At 39.7% G+C, this 17,085-nt stretch carries 12 protein-coding genes; 6 read left to right on the top strand and 6 right to left on the bottom strand.

The window, feature by feature from the left end; genetic code table 11:
- Positions 1–25: 25 nt before the first annotated feature.
- The 3 genes from ACWICE_RS13160 to ACWICE_RS13150 are packed head-to-tail and all read left to right on the top strand — an operon-like array spanning position 26 to position 2,513.
- Positions 26–265 (top strand): FeoA family protein, encoded by a 240-nt coding sequence (locus ACWICE_RS13160; RefSeq protein ID WP_185214194.1) that lies wholly within the window; start codon positions 26–28, stop codon positions 263–265.
- On the top strand, positions 265–2,367 hold the full coding sequence (gene feoB / locus ACWICE_RS13155; protein WP_454298540.1) for a ferrous iron transport protein B: 2,103 nt from the start codon (positions 265–267) through the stop codon (positions 2,365–2,367). Before ACWICE_RS13160 ends, feoB begins: the two co-directional genes overlap by 1 nt.
- Positions 2,367–2,513, top strand: a complete 147-nt coding sequence (locus tag ACWICE_RS13150) for a hypothetical protein (RefSeq protein WP_454298539.1) — start codon at positions 2,367–2,369, stop codon at positions 2,511–2,513. The genes feoB and ACWICE_RS13150 overlap by 1 nt, the downstream gene beginning before the upstream one ends.
- A 719-nt stretch (positions 2,514–3,232) precedes the next feature.
- On the opposite strand, the gene ACWICE_RS13145 is transcribed toward ACWICE_RS13150, so the two are convergent.
- Genes ACWICE_RS13145 through ACWICE_RS13135 form a run of 3 tightly spaced genes read right to left on the bottom strand, consistent with a single transcriptional unit; the run spans position 3,233 to position 7,904 of the window.
- Positions 3,233–4,147 (bottom strand): hypothetical protein, encoded by a 915-nt coding sequence (locus ACWICE_RS13145; RefSeq protein ID WP_454298538.1) that lies wholly within the window; start codon positions 4,145–4,147, stop codon positions 3,233–3,235.
- The gene (locus ACWICE_RS13140) at positions 4,144–6,684 is read right to left on the bottom strand and encodes an ATP-binding protein (protein WP_454298537.1); all 2,541 of its coding nucleotides are present in this window, start codon (positions 6,682–6,684) and stop codon (positions 4,144–4,146) included. Before ACWICE_RS13140 ends, ACWICE_RS13145 begins: the two co-directional genes overlap by 4 nt.
- A complete protein-coding gene (locus tag ACWICE_RS13135) occupies positions 6,684–7,904 on the bottom strand; it encodes a DNA cytosine methyltransferase (protein ID WP_454298536.1) in 1,221 nt (406 codons plus the stop codon). Before ACWICE_RS13135 ends, ACWICE_RS13140 begins: the two co-directional genes overlap by 1 nt.
- A gap of 561 nt (positions 7,905–8,465) precedes the next feature.
- Between ACWICE_RS13135 and ACWICE_RS13130 the strand changes: the two genes are divergently transcribed.
- Both ACWICE_RS13130 and ACWICE_RS13125 read left to right on the top strand, forming a co-directional pair.
- A complete protein-coding gene (locus ACWICE_RS13130) occupies positions 8,466–9,905 on the top strand; it encodes an amino acid permease (RefSeq protein ID WP_185214191.1) in 1,440 nt (479 codons plus the stop codon).
- Positions 9,906–9,915: 10 nt separating this feature from the next.
- Complete coding sequence (locus ACWICE_RS13125) at positions 9,916–10,584, top strand: lysoplasmalogenase (protein ID WP_185214190.1); 669 nt, start codon at positions 9,916–9,918, stop codon at positions 10,582–10,584.
- A gap of 47 nt (positions 10,585–10,631) precedes the next feature.
- Here the strand turns inward: ACWICE_RS13125 and asnB are convergent, their stop codons facing one another.
- The 3 genes from asnB to ACWICE_RS13110 form a co-directional block, all read right to left on the bottom strand.
- A complete protein-coding gene (gene asnB, locus ACWICE_RS13120; RefSeq protein WP_185214189.1) occupies positions 10,632–12,326 on the bottom strand; it encodes an asparagine synthase B in 1,695 nt (564 codons plus the stop codon).
- Positions 12,327–12,770: 444 nt separating this feature from the next.
- Positions 12,771–14,609, bottom strand: a complete 1,839-nt coding sequence (locus tag ACWICE_RS13115; protein WP_454298535.1) for a UbiD family decarboxylase — start codon at positions 14,607–14,609, stop codon at positions 12,771–12,773.
- Positions 14,610–14,672: 63 nt separating this feature from the next.
- On the bottom strand, positions 14,673–15,545 hold the full coding sequence (locus tag ACWICE_RS13110) for a Rossmann-fold NAD(P)-binding domain-containing protein (protein WP_185214187.1): 873 nt from the start codon (positions 15,543–15,545) through the stop codon (positions 14,673–14,675).
- A gap of 204 nt (positions 15,546–15,749) precedes the next feature.
- On the opposite strand from ACWICE_RS13110, the gene ACWICE_RS13105 reads away from it, so the two are divergent.
- On the top strand, positions 15,750–16,985 hold the full coding sequence (locus ACWICE_RS13105; protein ID WP_313261242.1) for a deoxyribodipyrimidine photo-lyase: 1,236 nt from the start codon (positions 15,750–15,752) through the stop codon (positions 16,983–16,985).
- Positions 16,986–17,085 lie beyond the last annotated feature (100 nt).

The following is a 17,085-nucleotide window of genomic DNA, read 5'->3' as shown; positions in this document are numbered from 1 at the left end:
AAAAAACATAAAAAATTGTCGTCGAATGCCGCAAAAAATTAGCCTTGATAAATTAAAAATCGGAGACCTTGCCAAGATTAATACCATACAGTCCACAGAAATTCCTGCAAAATTCTATGAATTAGGCTTTTACCCTGGTTCCATTGTTGAAATAAAACATAAAGCTCCGCTTAGTGGACCTATCTGTGTCAACGTCATTGAAAACAATGCCCTTATCGCCATCCGTAAATCCGAAGCCAAACTTATCACTGCAGAATTAATCTAATGAAAGACCCGAATATTGTCCTTCTGGGAAACCCCAATGTTGGTAAAACCTCTCTGTTCAATAGACTTACTAAACTTAACCAAAAGGTTGGTAACTATCCAGGGATTACCGTAGAAAAACGAGAAGGAACTTTAAAAGCAAATAGCAAGACTTATCATATCATTGACCTCCCTGGTACCTATACCCTATTTCCTAACTCTTTGGATGAAGAAATTGTTTTCAAAATCCTAAGCCAGCGAGAAAATAAACTCAGTCCTGACCTTACCGTGGTGGTGGCAGAACCCTCAACACTAAAAAGAGGGATCATCCTGTATCAACAAGCGCGTGAACTGGGACTTCCAGCCATCTTCGTAATCAATATGATCGATGAAGTGGAAAGTAAGGGTGTAACCATCGACTTCCATAAATTGGAAGCCTATCTGAAAACCAAAATCTATCAAACGAATGCCCGTACCGGTAAAGGATTGGAAAAACTGATCAGTTCCCTGGATGAAAAACCATCCTTCTACCAAGGCACCTTCCAGATTCCGGAAAAATACAGCAAGGCACTCAACGAAGCCAAGAAACTTTTCCCTTTAGCAACAGAATATCTTACTTGGCAATATCTAGCTCAGGAAAACGTAAGTTACCTACCGGTAGACCAACAAGAAGAATTGGCAGCAATCCGTGCTAAACACCAATTGGATCCGCACGAGATGCAGAAGACAGAGTCGCTTTTCAGACAGGACCAAATCAGCCTGGAACTCGATAAGATCTTGATCAAATCCAAAAACCAAACCTTGGATACTACATCCAAGATTGACAGGATCTTATTGCACCCTGTACTTGGCTATATTATCTTTTTTGGTCTATTGTTGTTGATTTTCCAGGCCATATTCAGTTGGTCCGGACCGTTAATGGACTGGATTGACGGCAGCTTCGGAGATCTAACGGCCTACCTATCCACCGTCCTTCCAGAGGGTCCATTATCTTCCCTGTTTATTGAAGGGATCGTAGCTGGTATTGGTGGTATCGTAATTTTTCTCCCACAGATTGTCATTCTATTCCTTTTCCTTTCCTTAATGGAAGAATCAGGCTATATGAGCCGTGTCGTATTCATTATGGACCGTTGGTTAAGACCATTCGGGCTGAACGGTAAATCGGTCATTCCATTAATGTCTGGAGCGGCATGTGCCATTCCGGCCGTTATGTCTGCCCGTAATATCGAAAACCCCAAAGAAAGGCTGTTGACCATCTTGGTAACTCCATTTATGACCTGTTCGGCACGTCTACCGATCTATATCGTTATCATCGGGCTGATCATTCCTGAGACTACCTATTTGGGCTTTAACGTGCAGGGAATCACCCTATTCTTCATGTATATCTTAGGGATTGTTGGCGCATTAGGTTCTGCATGGATCTTGAACAAAGTGATCAAGAGCGTACGTTCTTCCTTCCTGATCTTTGAATTACCGACATACAAACTTCCAGATTGGAAAAATGTCCTAACCAATGTATGGGATAAGGCCTCTGGTTTCTTAATTGAAGCAGGTAAGATCATCTTGATGATTTCCATCGTCTTATGGGTATTCGGAAACTTCGGACCGAACCAAAAATTCTACAATGCGGAAGAAATCATGCAACAGAACAACCCTAACCTTTCAGGTGCTGAGCTGGAACAAGAAATTGGTTCATATAAATTGGAACACTCTTTCTTAGGTTACATCGGAATGGGAATCGAACCGATCGTAAGACCGTTAGGCTATGACTGGAAGATGGGAATCGGTCTGATTTCATCCTTCGCGGCACGCGAGGTCTTTGTCGGAACGATGGCCGTAGTGTACAGCATGGGACCCGATGTAGACATCGAAGATGAAGCCCAAAAGGGTTCCCTATTGACCCGAATGCGTTCGGAGATCAATAGCAACACCGGAAAACCTGCATACAATTTTGCATCAGGAATTTCGTTATTATTATTTTACGCATTTGCAATGCAATGTATGGCAACCATTGGTGTAGTTCGTAAAGAAACAGGTTCATGGAAATGGACCATGATCCAAACGTTGTTCATGACTGGCTTAGCCTATGTTGCGGCGCTGATTGCCTATCAAATCTTAAAGTAATGAGCATAATTATACAATACATCATCATCTTTATCCTTTTCATCTACGCATTGTACGTGTTCTTTAAACCCTTTTTCAGCAAGAAAAAAGGAAACTCAGGATGTAGCAAAGGTTGTTGTACGGTAGAAGTAAAGCCAAAAAGCTAATAAAAAATCTTGAATAAAATAGAAAGGCACCTGAGATAGGTGCCTTTTTTCTTTGGCGAGATAGGTATCACGGGGGGATGGGGCGAATTGCATTGGTCTGCATTTGAACCAGGATTGGGTTCGACTCCGTATTTTGTCCAATAATTAGTCGTTATGTATAAATAACCGGACGGACAAAGCAATTTGCTTACAAGATTTTGAATGTGTCTTTTTGAAAAAATCTACAGATTAAATTTTGCTGAACAAAGCCACCGCACAGCCACTGCATTTATTTTTTTATCCACTTACAAGAGAAAGCAAACTTTTATTTCATGGCGTTCGCTGGTATACAAAAAATGGGAATGTGCCTTACAGGCTTTTATCCGCATTTTTCTATGCTGGCGTTCACGAGTTTGTCTATATGTTCTTTTGCATTGATGCGAGAGGTTGCTTGAGGGTTTTGAAGCAAAATTAGGAATCAATATATTAGGACTTTATCGTTTCCTTTGATTAAATTGTGTCATTAGGTAATTCCAGTTTCAAAACTTAAACTTTGCCAATAACTTCATTTATCTCGTTAATTCTTTCTTGTTTGTAGTCGTAAGAAGGATATTTTTCATAATCTTCAAATTTGATTTTGGTATACTGTAAGGATTCCAAAATCAACTCTAAATCTTTTTGGCCAATTTCATAATGTTGTTTTTTAATCGGACAATGATTACCCAAAAATTATTATTATGTTATAAACATGTTCCCAAAACAACCAATGATTCACGATGTTTCTTTAGATTTGTCCTGATGGTTTTGAAGGATTCTTCATCAAATTTATAATGTTCTGCGCCAATTTGAGCTTTTAGATATTCTTTTCCATCTTCGTCAACAATTACCCTAGCGTGGGCGAATTTATTCCTGATTTCGATTACCTCTTTTTGGTATGGGGAGTTTACACTTAAAAAGCCTGAAATTCCCTCGTGTAACGCTTTATTCTTTTTTAGTATATGCCTTAACAGCTCCCATTTCCTTATAGAATCAATATGCGCAAAAATAGCAGTAATACCCCCTTTCTCATATTCTGCCATTAAAAACGTGTTTTTAGATTCTGCTTTTTCAAAGATTTGCTTGGAAACAAAATCATTAACATCATAGGCCTTCTCTATCCCTAATTCAAAACATTTTGAAAGGCTCTCTTCAATCATCGCATCTAATTCTGATGTTTCACCAACAATTAATCCACGCATAGAATTGATTTCTTCAATTTTCTTAATTGTAGTTAGGAAAACTTTTTCAAATTTATCTTCGATATCTTTCCTATCTGAATGGTACACTCCTTCAAAAAGATGTTCTTTGATAGAATCAACTATGCTCTGTTTATCACTTGAATAAAATATTATATCGGTATAAATGTTCTTATCACGAAGAAAATCAATGATAGAATCTCCATCCTTGGAGTTCCTAAGTTTAAAATCAATCAAGAATATATCATATTTCTTAAGCCCGTTCCCCACCAACTCTTTAATGACTTCATCAAGTGACTTTTTCCTTTCTACAACGGGGTGGAACCCGTAACTTGTAATCGTGTCTTCAAATAGTTCAGACGTAGTCTCAAACCACGAGTTATCATCTTCAACCCAAAGTATGTAATAGTTTAACTTCATCTCTTAAATTCAATAATTAATTCAAATCCCTTTTTGTATAGAGGATTATATACAATTGAGGCATTAAAATCATTTTCAAGAACTCTTTTAACGTGGCTTAACCCAAGACCAGCACCTTTTGTAGATGTTACTCCTTCTTCAAAAATCAGCGCTTCATCTATTTCGCGGTCCAGGCATTTGCCAATATCTTTTATTGATAGAAAAATACTATTACTTTTTTCAGAAAACTCGAAGATGACCTTAGATGAGCCCTTTTTCTTAGAGTTACTCAATATGTTATCCATTACGACGGACAATTCAATCGGTTGGAATTCGCGTACAAACTCTACCCCGTTATCTATATACTCAAATTTTAGTTCTTTGTGTAATACGGAGTATATCTTGTCGATATAATTCTTTATATATTTTACGACATCTTCTTCTGTTGATAACTGTGCCTGCAAGAAATTTGATTTCGTTGTAAACTTGGTTATCGTATTTATTTTCTCATTTGCAAGACTTACACCTTGTAAGAAAGAAAGAGCATCTTCTTTTTGTATCAATGGATTCCTGTCCAGTTTCGTTTTAAAAAGCTTAATTTTTTTTGATATATCGTCAGAATATACACCAATAATATGATTAGAATCTCTTAAATCTTTGTATGTTATTGACTCTGCAGAACGAATCCTATCTAATTGTCGTTTCCTGTTTTCGGCCGTTTTCTCTGCTTGTTTCCTAGCTTCTTCCTCTTTCCTAGCTTGTTCTTGTGCTTTTAATTTTTCTAGTTCTGCCTTGTACCTTTCTTTCTCTTTGCGTTCCGCTTCCAGCTCCGCCTTACGTCTTTTTTCTTCTTCTTGCCGTTGCTTGCGCTCTGCCTCTAACCTTTTCTTTTCCTCCTCTTTTGCCTTTGCTTCTGCAGCTTCTCTTTTTCGCCGTTCTTCTTCCTCACGTCTCTCTGCTTCCTCCTTCTCCTGAAGTATTTTATTGAAATTATCTTCTGTTAGCCTTACTTGGCTTAACAGGGCCGGATCACTTGTTTTTTCGGCAATTTTCTCCAAATCATGTATAAATTTGGGCTGAACAATATCAAGTTGTTCGTTTACAAAATCTACCAGTTGTTTATCATACGAAATGATCTTGATATCTTTATCGTCCGACAATGATTTTACCAGGTTTACAAAATCTATCTTACTTCCTATATTAGTTGTAACATCTTCATAGGTATCCTTGTCTTTATCTTTATCAAGCTCTTTCCTCACTTTTTCCGCTATAGAATCACTTAGGAAATAGTTTCTTCTTCGGAAAGCCTCTCCCCACAGTACCCCTGTCACATATCGCTCCAGTCGCTTTAAGGCTTTTTCCTCGAATAATTCAAATAATATTTTTTTTCCAAGTGTTTCTACCAAGCCGCCATCCCTACTTGAAACTTCTTTAAATTCGTTAAATGACTCAGTTATCAATTCTACTTTTCCAAAAAGTTCCCTTGTCCCTAAGAAACGACCATAACCTTGTTGTTTATTTTTATCTAAACCCCAACTGTCATCTCCTGCATCACCATATGGCTGAACCCTAAAGCCATTTTTAAATAGGAAAACATTCCCGTAATTTACAGGCTCTATGTCCATAATTTTCCCAAAGTGGACTTTAGCACTTCTATTCAGATAATAGAGGCTAATATCCAGATCATCAATAAGTTTTTGATGTTTATTTGGCTCTTCAATATGGTAGACTAATTTGCCCCTGTCAATCAATTTGGTAGTAATCGTACCTTCTTTGATCTCAACATTCACTTGCGTTGTTTTTATGTCAAGAACTTTTAATATACTATTATGGATGGTACCATTAATTTTTTGGGAGTCTAACTTCCCCTCATCACGCTCCATAAACTCCTCTGCGACAATTTCAATTTTAAAGTCATCGACTTTAGAGAAGGGGTTGATCAGCTTTTCTAAGGACCTCTTAAGTTCTACTAATTTAGCTTCTGTCCAAGGAGAATTCAGGTTGCTGATTCTCAAAATCGTCCCATGAGGTTTCTTTTTAGGAAATAGTATTTCACCTGTGTGCGTGTCTAAAGGGATTTTTATTTCACCAAAACTTTGGCGATCATTAACCTCAAATTGTGTCCAGTTGACATTAACCTTGTACACAATTTTCTCACCATCTTTCCGGGTGATAAGCTCAAGTTGATTTCCTAACCTGTCGCAGGAAAATCGCCCAACACCTTTTGCGCCAGCATAAAATCTTCTCGATTTTAGATTGTTTAAATGGCTACTTCTTTTCGACCCTTCATCTTCTTCCAAATCCTCTGTGCCATCTTTCTTTGCCGAATAAGCTACAGCGAACCATTTATTCTTCAAATCGCTTTTCGACATTCCCTTGCCATTATCTGCGATAATTACTTCATCTTTTTTAAATATTAAAGTAACGTTTTTAGCATGGGCATCATAAGAGTTTTTAACAAGCTCGTAAATAGCAATAAAGTCATCGGTGATTAGGTCTCTACCGATGATATTCTTCATTCCTGTTTTTACATCAAAAGAAATAAGCTCCTTACTCATTAAATCATATTGTTTAGTACAATGCCAGCCTGCTCTCCAAACAACGGTGGAATAGCGTTTCCTATCTGTGTATAGCGCGGAACTTCCATAACACGTCTTTTCCCTCCAGTAGTATATTTTCCTTGAAACTCGTACCAATCCGGGAAGCTCTGGATGCGCGCGTATTCCCTTACTGTAAGTATCCGCGGTTCGCTATAGTGGATATAATCATCTGGCAAGGTCGTAATGGTTGGGGTAGGACTATTGGCAGCCAATGGGATGATAACGTGTTTATTGATATTCAATGCTTTTTTTGTGGCTGTGCTCAAATTTTTTCCTTGTGGCTGCTCCAGAAATGCTTCAAATTTTTCTACGATATCAGGTCTATGGTTGGGAAAACTGTGGCTATCGGGAATATTATTTTTATTACCTGCACGTAAATAAACCTGGTAAGCGGATTTCGCTTTTGTATACTGACCACTGGAGAATTTCTTTCCCCGATCTGGTGTAGGAACTAACCCATTTGCCTTCAGCAAGTCAGAAATAGCATCTTTTAGCTTTGGGTTTTGGGGAAGGTTTTTTCTTTTTAAGAATGAGGTTTTATTGACCGTAATTTTTTTGAAAAAATCTATCGCATTCACTTCATTCACCTCGGCAACGTCCTTCCGAACTCCCACCAATATAAACCTGCTTCGCCTCTGTGGCACTCCATATTGGGAGAAGTCAATCATACAACCTTCAACATCATACCCAATACGTCGCAAGATACCTACTACAAACTCGGAATAAGCTTTACTACGGGCTTTGGTAGCTTTTTTCTTCTTAAATTCGAGTGTAAAGCCTTTTACATTTTCAAAAAAGATCACTTTGGGTCGAGTGTAAAGGATAAAAGTCAGATAAGAACGGATTAGTCCATTTCTCACATCATCCTCCTTACGTTGACCTGCTGTAGAAAATCCCTGGCAAGGTGGCCCCCCCGCTACTAAATCTACTTTCCCCCGAAGGTTGAGAAGTTCCTCTTTGTACGCTCTTAGTACCTGGTCAATTTCTAAGTTCTGCGATGGGAGCCAAGAAGGCCAATCAAAATGTTGCTTTGCATCAATAAGGTTATACTTGAGCGTCTTAAAGGCATCTGGACTTTTTTCAATCGCAAAAAGCCCCTTCCACCCTGCGTTGTGCAAGCCGAGAGATAACCCCCCGCACCCTGCGAATAGGTCTATGTATGTCAGTTTTTTTGGCATTTATAAAAATGACTAACTAAGGTAAACATTTTTAGGATTTATAATAATATTTGCAATGTAAAAAAAATAGAATTTTTTCACATAATGAATTCCTGAATTTACATATCAACGCTGCAAAGTCTAAATTAGTCCAATTTATTGATTTAGAGTCTTTATGGTTACCAACCATGTATGCCAAACCCTGTAAATATAGGTCGTAACGGAAATCTGACATAGTTCTTTCTTCGAAATACCGTTTCAATCCAACACCTTCGCCATATCCAAGTCCATTGATGGGTTAGGCATATCGAATAGTTGCAGTAAGATTGCATTCACGAAATACTACCCGAAAAAAAGGATTTGTTCCCATACTCTTCTCCCCCTACCCTCAAAAACCCACATCTTTCCATTTCCTACTTAACATAAAAAAAATTATTTTACATGTATACGCTAATAAAACACTCTTTATTTTATTTGATGCACAAAAATTAAAATGAAAAATTTATCTTGTGCCTTTTATCGGTCCTCAGGCCGATGGAGAATATTAACTAGGAACATAATCAGGAATTAACCTTCTTCAGAGTGCAAGAAAACAACGAAAAAGAACTAAAAAGAGGCCTTAGCAATAGACATATTCAGTTAATTGCCTTAGGTGGAGCCATCGGTACAGGTTTATTTTTAGGGGTTGGACAGGCAGCAATTTTAGCCGGCCCTTCTGTTATATTGGGATATGCCATCGCAGGGCTTGTCGCCTTCTTCATCATGCGGCAACTGGGTGAAATGGTCGTTGAAGAACCGATCTCGGGCAGCTTTAGCTCCTTTGCCAATAAATATTGGGGACCCTTTGCAGGCTATGCTTCCGGCTGGAACTATTGGCTACTGTACATCTTGGTCAGTATGGCCGAATTGACAGCAATCGGAAAATATGTACAGTTCTGGTGGCCTGAGATACCGCTCTGGGCTTCTTCCCTATTCTTCTTTTTGGTCATCAATGTCATCAATCTCGCATCCGTAAAGGTATATGGAGAAACCGAATTCTGGTTTTCCATCATCAAGGTCGTGGCTATCATCGCGATGATCATCTTCGGGATCTATCTCTTAGTTTCGGGGAATGGAGGCGAAAGAGCAACCGTAGCCAATCTCTATAATGATGGCGGATTCTTCCCCCATGGCTGGCTCAACGGCAATGGTGATATAGGATATTCGGGATTACTCGCCGCGCTCGTCATAATCATGTTCTCCTTCGGAGGACTGGAATTGGTGGGGATCACTGCTGCAGAAGCTGAAAACCCAGAGAAAAATATCCCTAAAGCGACCAATCAAGTTTTATGGAGAATCTTGGTATTCTATGTGGGAGCCTTATTCATCCTATTTTCCCTAATGCCTTGGCGAACCATTACTGCCGACACAAGTCCTTTCGTTGAAGTATTTGCAACCTTAAAAGGCTTCCAATTTGAACTGTTCGGCAAGACATTCTTCTTTACGAGCATCATTGCAAATGCCCTGAACATCATCGTTCTTACTGCTGCCCTATCTGTTTACAACAGCTGTGTGTATAGTAATTCAAGAATGCTTTATGGCTTGGCGGAACAGGGAAATGCACCTAAGTTCCTTAAGAAATTAAATTCAAACCATTCACCTGTAAATGCGATCCTGGTATCTGCTGGAATTGTAGCCATTACGGTTTTGATCAATAAAGTAATCCCAAAAGAGGCATTAGGAATTCTAATGTCCCTAGTGGTATCCGCTTTGATCATCAACTGGATCATGATTACACTGACCCACATGTTTTTCAGGAAACAGAAGGATAAACAAGGGATCAAGACTAAATTCCCAACCATTCTGTACCCGATCAGCAACTATTTCAGCTTATTGTTCTTATTGGGCGTATTGTTGATGATGTGGTTTACCGGATTAAAGATCTCTGTGGAGCTTATCCCTATCTGGGTCTTGCTCCTATGGATCAGTTATATCTTGGTAAAACGGAACAAAGAAAAACAGCTAAAAAATAAGGATATCTAAATCCAATAAAATGAAGCAGTACAAATTACATATCGCATTTTTGCTCCTTGCACTGCTTCATTTATATGCCGTTTATGCCAATCTTCCCAATCTGAGGTTCTTTACAAAACCACTGATCTGCCTCTCCCTAATCTTTATCCTCTATAAGGAAACCGGCTTAAAAAAGAACATTGAAAAGTTGACCGCGGTAGGTCTATTTTTTGGCTGTCTGGGCGATATATTCTTGATGTTGCATGACATGTTTGTGGCTGGTTTGGCCTCTTTCCTGATCGGACACATCCTCTATGTCATAGCCTTTAGCAAACAGACGAATGCCAAGGCCCTGAGCAAACATAAAAGCTATATTCTCATCGCCGGAATATTGGCCAGCTATTCCTATTATCTCTATGGCATTCTCCAGCCTAGTTTAGGACCATTAAAGGTTCCAGTGATCCTATACATTCTCGTCATTGCAGCTATGGCCTTTTTTGCCTATACTAGGAGGTATCAGACCAATTCCTTAAGTTTTATCATCTCTTTGGTCGGCGCCCTTTTATTTATCTTTTCAGATTCTATTTTAGCAATTAATAAGTTTGTGGCCTACCTGGCCAATTCTGGTCTATACATTATGTCCAGCTATATCCTCGCCCAATATTTTATTACCCTCGGAATCATATTAGACAAAAAAACCAGGCCGTAAATAATTACAGCCCGGCATTAATACAAGTTGATATGATATGATTTAAACTATGTCAGTAATTCTTCTTGTGCCTTTTTTCCATAACTTTCATTATGCACATTGGCAACCGCCCTACCCGAAGGATCGTTTAGGTTCTGGAAGGAAGCATCCCAAGCCAATGCTTCAGGCGTACTGCATGCAACAGACTTCACTGAAGGAACTGTTTTCGCGGCAGCATCCGAAGGGAAATGTGTTTCAAAGATACTTCTGTACAGATACTCCTCCTTGTTCTTTGGCGTATTGATCGGAAACCGATGCGCCGCTGCTTCGAATTCTGTATCTGAAACTTTTTCTTCCGCTTGCGCCTTTAAGGTATCGATCCAAGAATATCCTACCCCATCCGAGAATTGCTCCTTTTGTCTCCAAGCAATCGACTCCGGCAAATAATCTTCAAAGGCCTTCCTGACCACCCACTTTTCCATTCTGCCATCCCTGATCATCTTATCTTCAGGGTTGATGCTCATGGCAATATCCATAAACTCCTTGTCCAAAAACGGCACCCTTCCTTCGACTCCCCAAGCAGCTAATGATTTATTCGCCCTCAAGCAATCATATAGATAGAGCTTTTTCAGCTTTCTCACAGTTTCCTCATGGAATTCTTTTGCATTAGGGGCTTTATGGAAATACAGATAACCACCAAATAATTCATCCGACCCTTCTCCTGAAAGCACCATCTTTATTCCCATTGATTTGATTACCCTAGCCAATAGATACATAGGTGTTGAAGCACGGATGGTCGTTACATCATAGGTCTCCAGATGGTAGATCACATCCCTGATTGCATCAAGACCCTCCTGTATGGTAAAGTTTACCTCATGATGGATGGTACCAATATGATCTGCAGCCTTTTGAGCGGCAATTAGATCCGGTGAACCCTGAAGGCCTACCGCAAATGAATGCAACTGTGGGTACCAAGCTTCTTCCTCATCATTGCTCTCAATCCTTCTGGAAGCAAACTTTTTGGTTATGGCAGCGATGACCGAGGAATCTAATCCACCAGACAGCAATACGCCATATGGAACATCGGACATCAATTGATGATGGACCGCATCTTCCAAACCTTTTCTCAATTTGGCGATATCCGTTTCATTGTCCTGTACAGTCTCGTAAGACTCCCAATCCCTTTTATACCAACGCTTAGGCTCCAAACCTTCTTTACTATATAAATAATGCCCCGGAGGAAACTGTTCGATCTCCGTACAGAAACCTTCCAAGGATTTTAGTTCTGATGCGACAAACAACTGTCCGTACTGATCTTTCCCATAGTATAGCGGGATAATACCCATGTGGTCCCTAGCAATAAAGAATGAATCTTCGCGAGAATCATATAGGGCAAATCCAAAGATCCCGTTAAGTTCCTCAACAAAAGCAGGTCCTTTTTCCAAGTAAAGAGCCAAAACAACCTCGGAATCGGACAAAGTCGAGAATTGATAATTTGGCAGAGAATTTCGCAACTCCTTGTGATTGTAGATTTCACCATTTACAGCAAGGACTACCTGTCCATCAGGACTGTATAAAGGTTGACTTCCGGATTTAGGGTCAACAATGGCCAAACGCTCATGAGCTAACAATGCTTTCGCTGAGCTATAGATCCCCGACCAATCTGGTCCTCTATGACGAATTCTTTTCGACATTTCCAAGACCTGCGGCCTTAAGGACTCTAGGGGTTGTTTCAATTCAAATGCTCCGACAATTCCGCACATACGATTGTTGTTTTGTTAATTATTTTCTTGTTTTCATGAATTAATGACACAAAGTAAAGTATTAAAAAACAATTTTCATAATCTTTTTTAATTTTTATTGAATATTTAATAAATATTTTAAAGTTTTGTTGATTTATTCATACCTATTATTGGTTTTTATTGAAAAACACATCAGGGTAAAAATTTTAACCATGCTGGATTATTGGCTCAAATTATTTTAACAATTCATTCGAGCGTCCCTACCAACCGGCTTCGAGAATTCCTTTAGTCTCATTCGGGACACATTCGGAAAATTCGGAATGTGTCCCGAATGAGACCAAGTTTAAATGGAGGAAAAAAAAAGATTGTAAATTTTTAGGGATGGCCAGAATAATGACTGAGCATGGCATACAAAACGAGGTTGCCAAAAAAGGCAACCTCGTCTATTATTTTTTGGAATTTGTTTTAATATATACCGTGCAGGGATCCACCTTTAGCGGCAAGTTGATCAACTCGCTTCTCCACTGCCGGATCTTTGATCAGATCAGGAGCATGATGAGGTTTACTTCTCGCATCGATGATCACAGGACCATGGCAGCCCCAGTGTTTATGGCTCGTGAAACTATCGATACCATAAATATCAAAGGCAGGATTGGACTTTGTAAAGGTCACCCACACAAAATTGTTTTCATTTTCTGCGGTGAAGGCTGCATCATCTGCTAATACGATAAGCTGTATGCCTTCCCAATTTCTATCCTTTGCTGCCGCGCACCATTCTCCCAGCAGCTTGGCTTCCTCTTCATAGCTCGTAAAGGCTTGACCATCTAGTACGATGATCCCAGGTAAGGCCAATTTTCCATGGTTGAAAGGTCTTGGTAAATCTAATCCCACAGGATATTCGATAATTAATTGTCTTTTTACTTCCCCTACAGCTGCAAAAGTGACCTTTGATCCTGCATTCAATCCATCCCCTGTATAATCCAGGGTATCGATTGTCGTGTTGGTTTGGAAGTGCAGATCTCTGCTAAGGTCAATCCTTTCGAAGATATGGGTAAAGAAATCCTTGATACTATGGATATCCAATTGAGGGTTATCCTCAAAGGCTGAAATAAATAGATATTTCGCAAGACTGAGTTGGTTGGTACCTAAAATCTGGTTTGCAATGGTCAATACTTCCTGAGGTCTATCGACCTTTTGATATGGCGTATATCGTTCGCTACCTATGGCAAACAACAGGGGATGCACTCCAGCTGGGTCAACGGCATGTACAGCATGTAGACCGCCGATCTGCTGAGGGATGGCATTACCAGTAATTTCATGGATCAATGCACCAAAGCTGGTATCTTCTTGTGGAGGCCTACCCACGACGGTAAAGGACCAGATGGGGTCCTTTCTATGGTAAACCTTATGTACCTTCATCAATGGGAAAGGGTGTACCAATGAATAATAACCGATATGGTCCCCGAATGGGCCTTCAGGTTTGTTGTCATTTGGATAAACGGTACCCGTAATGACAAAATCAGCATCTGCAGAGATACAGAAGCCTTCCTCATCATAGAAATAACGGAAGCGACGGTTCCCTAGGGCGCCAGCAAAGATCATTTCGGAGAGTCCCTCTGGGAGAGGCATCACAGCCGAAAGCGGATGTGAAGGCGGACCACCGACGAAAATACTGACCTTCAGCGGTTTCCCTAAGGCATTTGCTTTGGTCTGATGTATACCGATACCACGATGCAACTGGTAGTGCAAACCGATCTCTTGATCTTGGACATATTCATTGCCCCCTAGCTGTATCCGATACATACCAAGGTTGGCATTCATGATGCCCGGTTTGCTGATATCTTCTGTATATACCTGCGGCATGGTCACAAAAGGGCCACCATCCATAGGCCAGTTTACGATCTGAGGAAGCTCGGAGATCTTGGTTTGCCCATACAAAATGGGAGCTGCAGATTTCTTTTTCCAAGGCAAAGCACCCAAGGCCACCATGGAAGAGCCCGCATAGGAAAATGGTTTTTTCAAAACGGACATCGGGTTCATTTTGACGTCAACCAATTTCTTGACGTGATACAAGGTGTCCCGGAACATGAATTTCGATCGCTCAAGGGTTCCAAAGAGGTTTGATACTGCCGGAAATTTTGATCCTTTGACATTCTCAAAATATAAGGCCGGACCCTGGGCATCATAAACCCGCATCTGAATAGAGGCCATTTCCAGGTAAGGATCGACTTCTTCTTTGATTCGGATAAGATGACCATGTTTTTCTAGGTCGGCAACACATTCTTGTAAACTTTTGTATCCCATATTTAATAGCTCGCTTAGCTACAAATGTAAGCTAATAGCGGGAATATAAGAAGGTTTAAGAATTTATTGGTCGAGCTTGATGACCTGATCTAGCGGGGTAAAGGAGAATAAGATTTTGTTTTTCCAAGATGTATTGTCAATAGGGTATTCACGCTCCATGAGGCGCTTGAATTCAATAAGGTCCTCTTTATGGATATGGTAGGCTTTTTTGAAAACCAAACTCATAATAAAATGTGGGACCAATATGCTTTTCACTTCGGCATTAGGGTACAAAGTTTTCTTGTACAAGCGATAAATTTCTTGAACGGTGATGGTTCTTGGCCCTCCAATCTCAATGGTTTCATTCAGGAAACATTTGTCCCAATCCACATTATAGACCCAGCGTAAGAGGTCCAGAGATGAGATAGGATTGAACTTAACTTTGGCAATGGCATTATCATAGGGCAGATAACGTCCATTGATCAGGAGATGCATATATTTATCCAGGACACTGCCCTTCCCTATAGCCAAGTTTTTGAGCACGATGGTATAGGTGATATTGGAAGCTTTCAAGAGCGCTTCAATATCCTTAATAAAAGGCTTATCCATTAGCCTTGCTATATAGACGATTCGTTTACCTCCATTTAACTTGGTCAGTTCAATGAAGTTTTTCAATGTTATAAGTTCTAAATTAAGGTTAACGAGTTCACCTAATGTAGGAACATGGGTAATATAAATGGAAAGGCCCACTCCAGACTCGATTTTAAAGGCTTCAAATTCTCTGCCTCTCCGCAATAAATCGACCTTATCAAGAGTTGCCGTCAATGTCTCAAACACTCTGGATTTAAACAAATCCAAGTCCCTAACAATCCCATGTACATTAAAATCCTCCCTGCTCAGGTTACTCATGGCTCGTTTTCCCAAATAAGAATTCAAACCTGATAATAACACTTCCATCTTCCCTCCTCTTATTTGTTATAATATTTATTTAATGCTAACAGAATTAAACTGCGAAAGTTTAAAGTTTCTAAAAATTTTACAAATCAAATAAATTTTAACAATTAATCACATTGTCTTTGACATGTAAAAATTCGGGTTGGGGATGCCCCCAGTCACTTAGAATAGACTATATTTGTTAAGTAACGCATTTCGGGGTATAATATGAGTAAAAGAGTAGTTCTTGTTTGGTTTAGGAATGATTTAAGACTGCATGACAATGAAGTATTAATTGAAGCTATAAACAAATCAGACTTAATCATTCCCGTTTACTGTTTCGATCCTCGTTATTTCCACAAAAACAAATTCCAACAAAACAATACCGGCATCAAAAGGGCGCAATTTCTTTTGGAATCGGTTGCGCAATTAAAGGCGAAACTCCAAAAAATGGGCAGTGACTTGATGACATTTGTTGGAAAACCTGAGGAAATCCTTCCTGTTTTATGTGCTAAATATGAGGTTGGAGAAGTATTCCACCATCGGGAGGTAGCCTCGAGGGAGACCCAGATTTCCGAGATCGTGGAAGCCGAGCTTTGGGAGAACAAAATCAACCTGAGGCATTTTATCGGCCATACCCTTTTTCACAAAGAGGACCTACCCTTTCCAATCAAGGATATTCCTGATAAATTCAATATTTTCAGAAAAAAGATCGAACGAGAAAGTTCGGTTCGCCTTCCCCTTGCAGCGCCTCAGAATATTCCTAGCCCGCAACACTTGGAAGAAACGAATATCCCTAGCTTAAAGGAGTTAGGCTATACCGAAGAGGAAATAGAACCCCTCGCTGGGAAAAGCTTTGAAGGGGGCGAAGATTTTGGTATAGAAAAACTTAAAAACCTTTTGGACCCCAATTACGAAGGGCTGAACAATTTCTCATTGATCTCCCCATATATCGCTATTGGAGCCCTATCGCCGATTTACGTGTACCATGAGATGCAGGATTCAGCGTTGGTCCAAAATAAAAAAAGATACGATCGCCTGATGACCATGCTATTGTGGAGAGACTATTTCCGCTTTATGCTCAAAAAATATCCCAATGTATTTTTTAAGCTAAATGGAATGGAAACAGAGCAAAATAATATAGAAAGCATCAATGAGGAATTGGTCCTGAACTGGAAAACGGCCAATACTGGTCAGGAAACAGTTGATGATAGCATCCAAACTCTATTGAGCACAGGAAACATCACCTATGCGGAGCGAAGGTTGATTTCCAAATATTTTACCCAAGAGCTAGACTCCAACTGGCTTGCCGGTGCTAGCTTTTTTGAGGAGCACCTATTAGATTATGCGCCAGCAACCACCTATGGCTTTTGGTCGCACATGGCTTCTGTGGGGACCAGTCCTAAGGAAAACAGCTGTGCTGACTGGCAAGATCTTGCCAAGAAATTATATGTTTCGAAATAAACAAATTCATTTTCTCAACGTTAAAATATTATGGAGAAAACAATAATAAACCCAAAGTTTATCAAAAATTGACTATTATTTATTTCTTAAACAGAATACA

This window comes from Sphingobacterium sp. NPDC055346, assembly GCF_053645235.1.
This window is presented reverse-complemented; position numbering and strand designations above follow the sequence as displayed.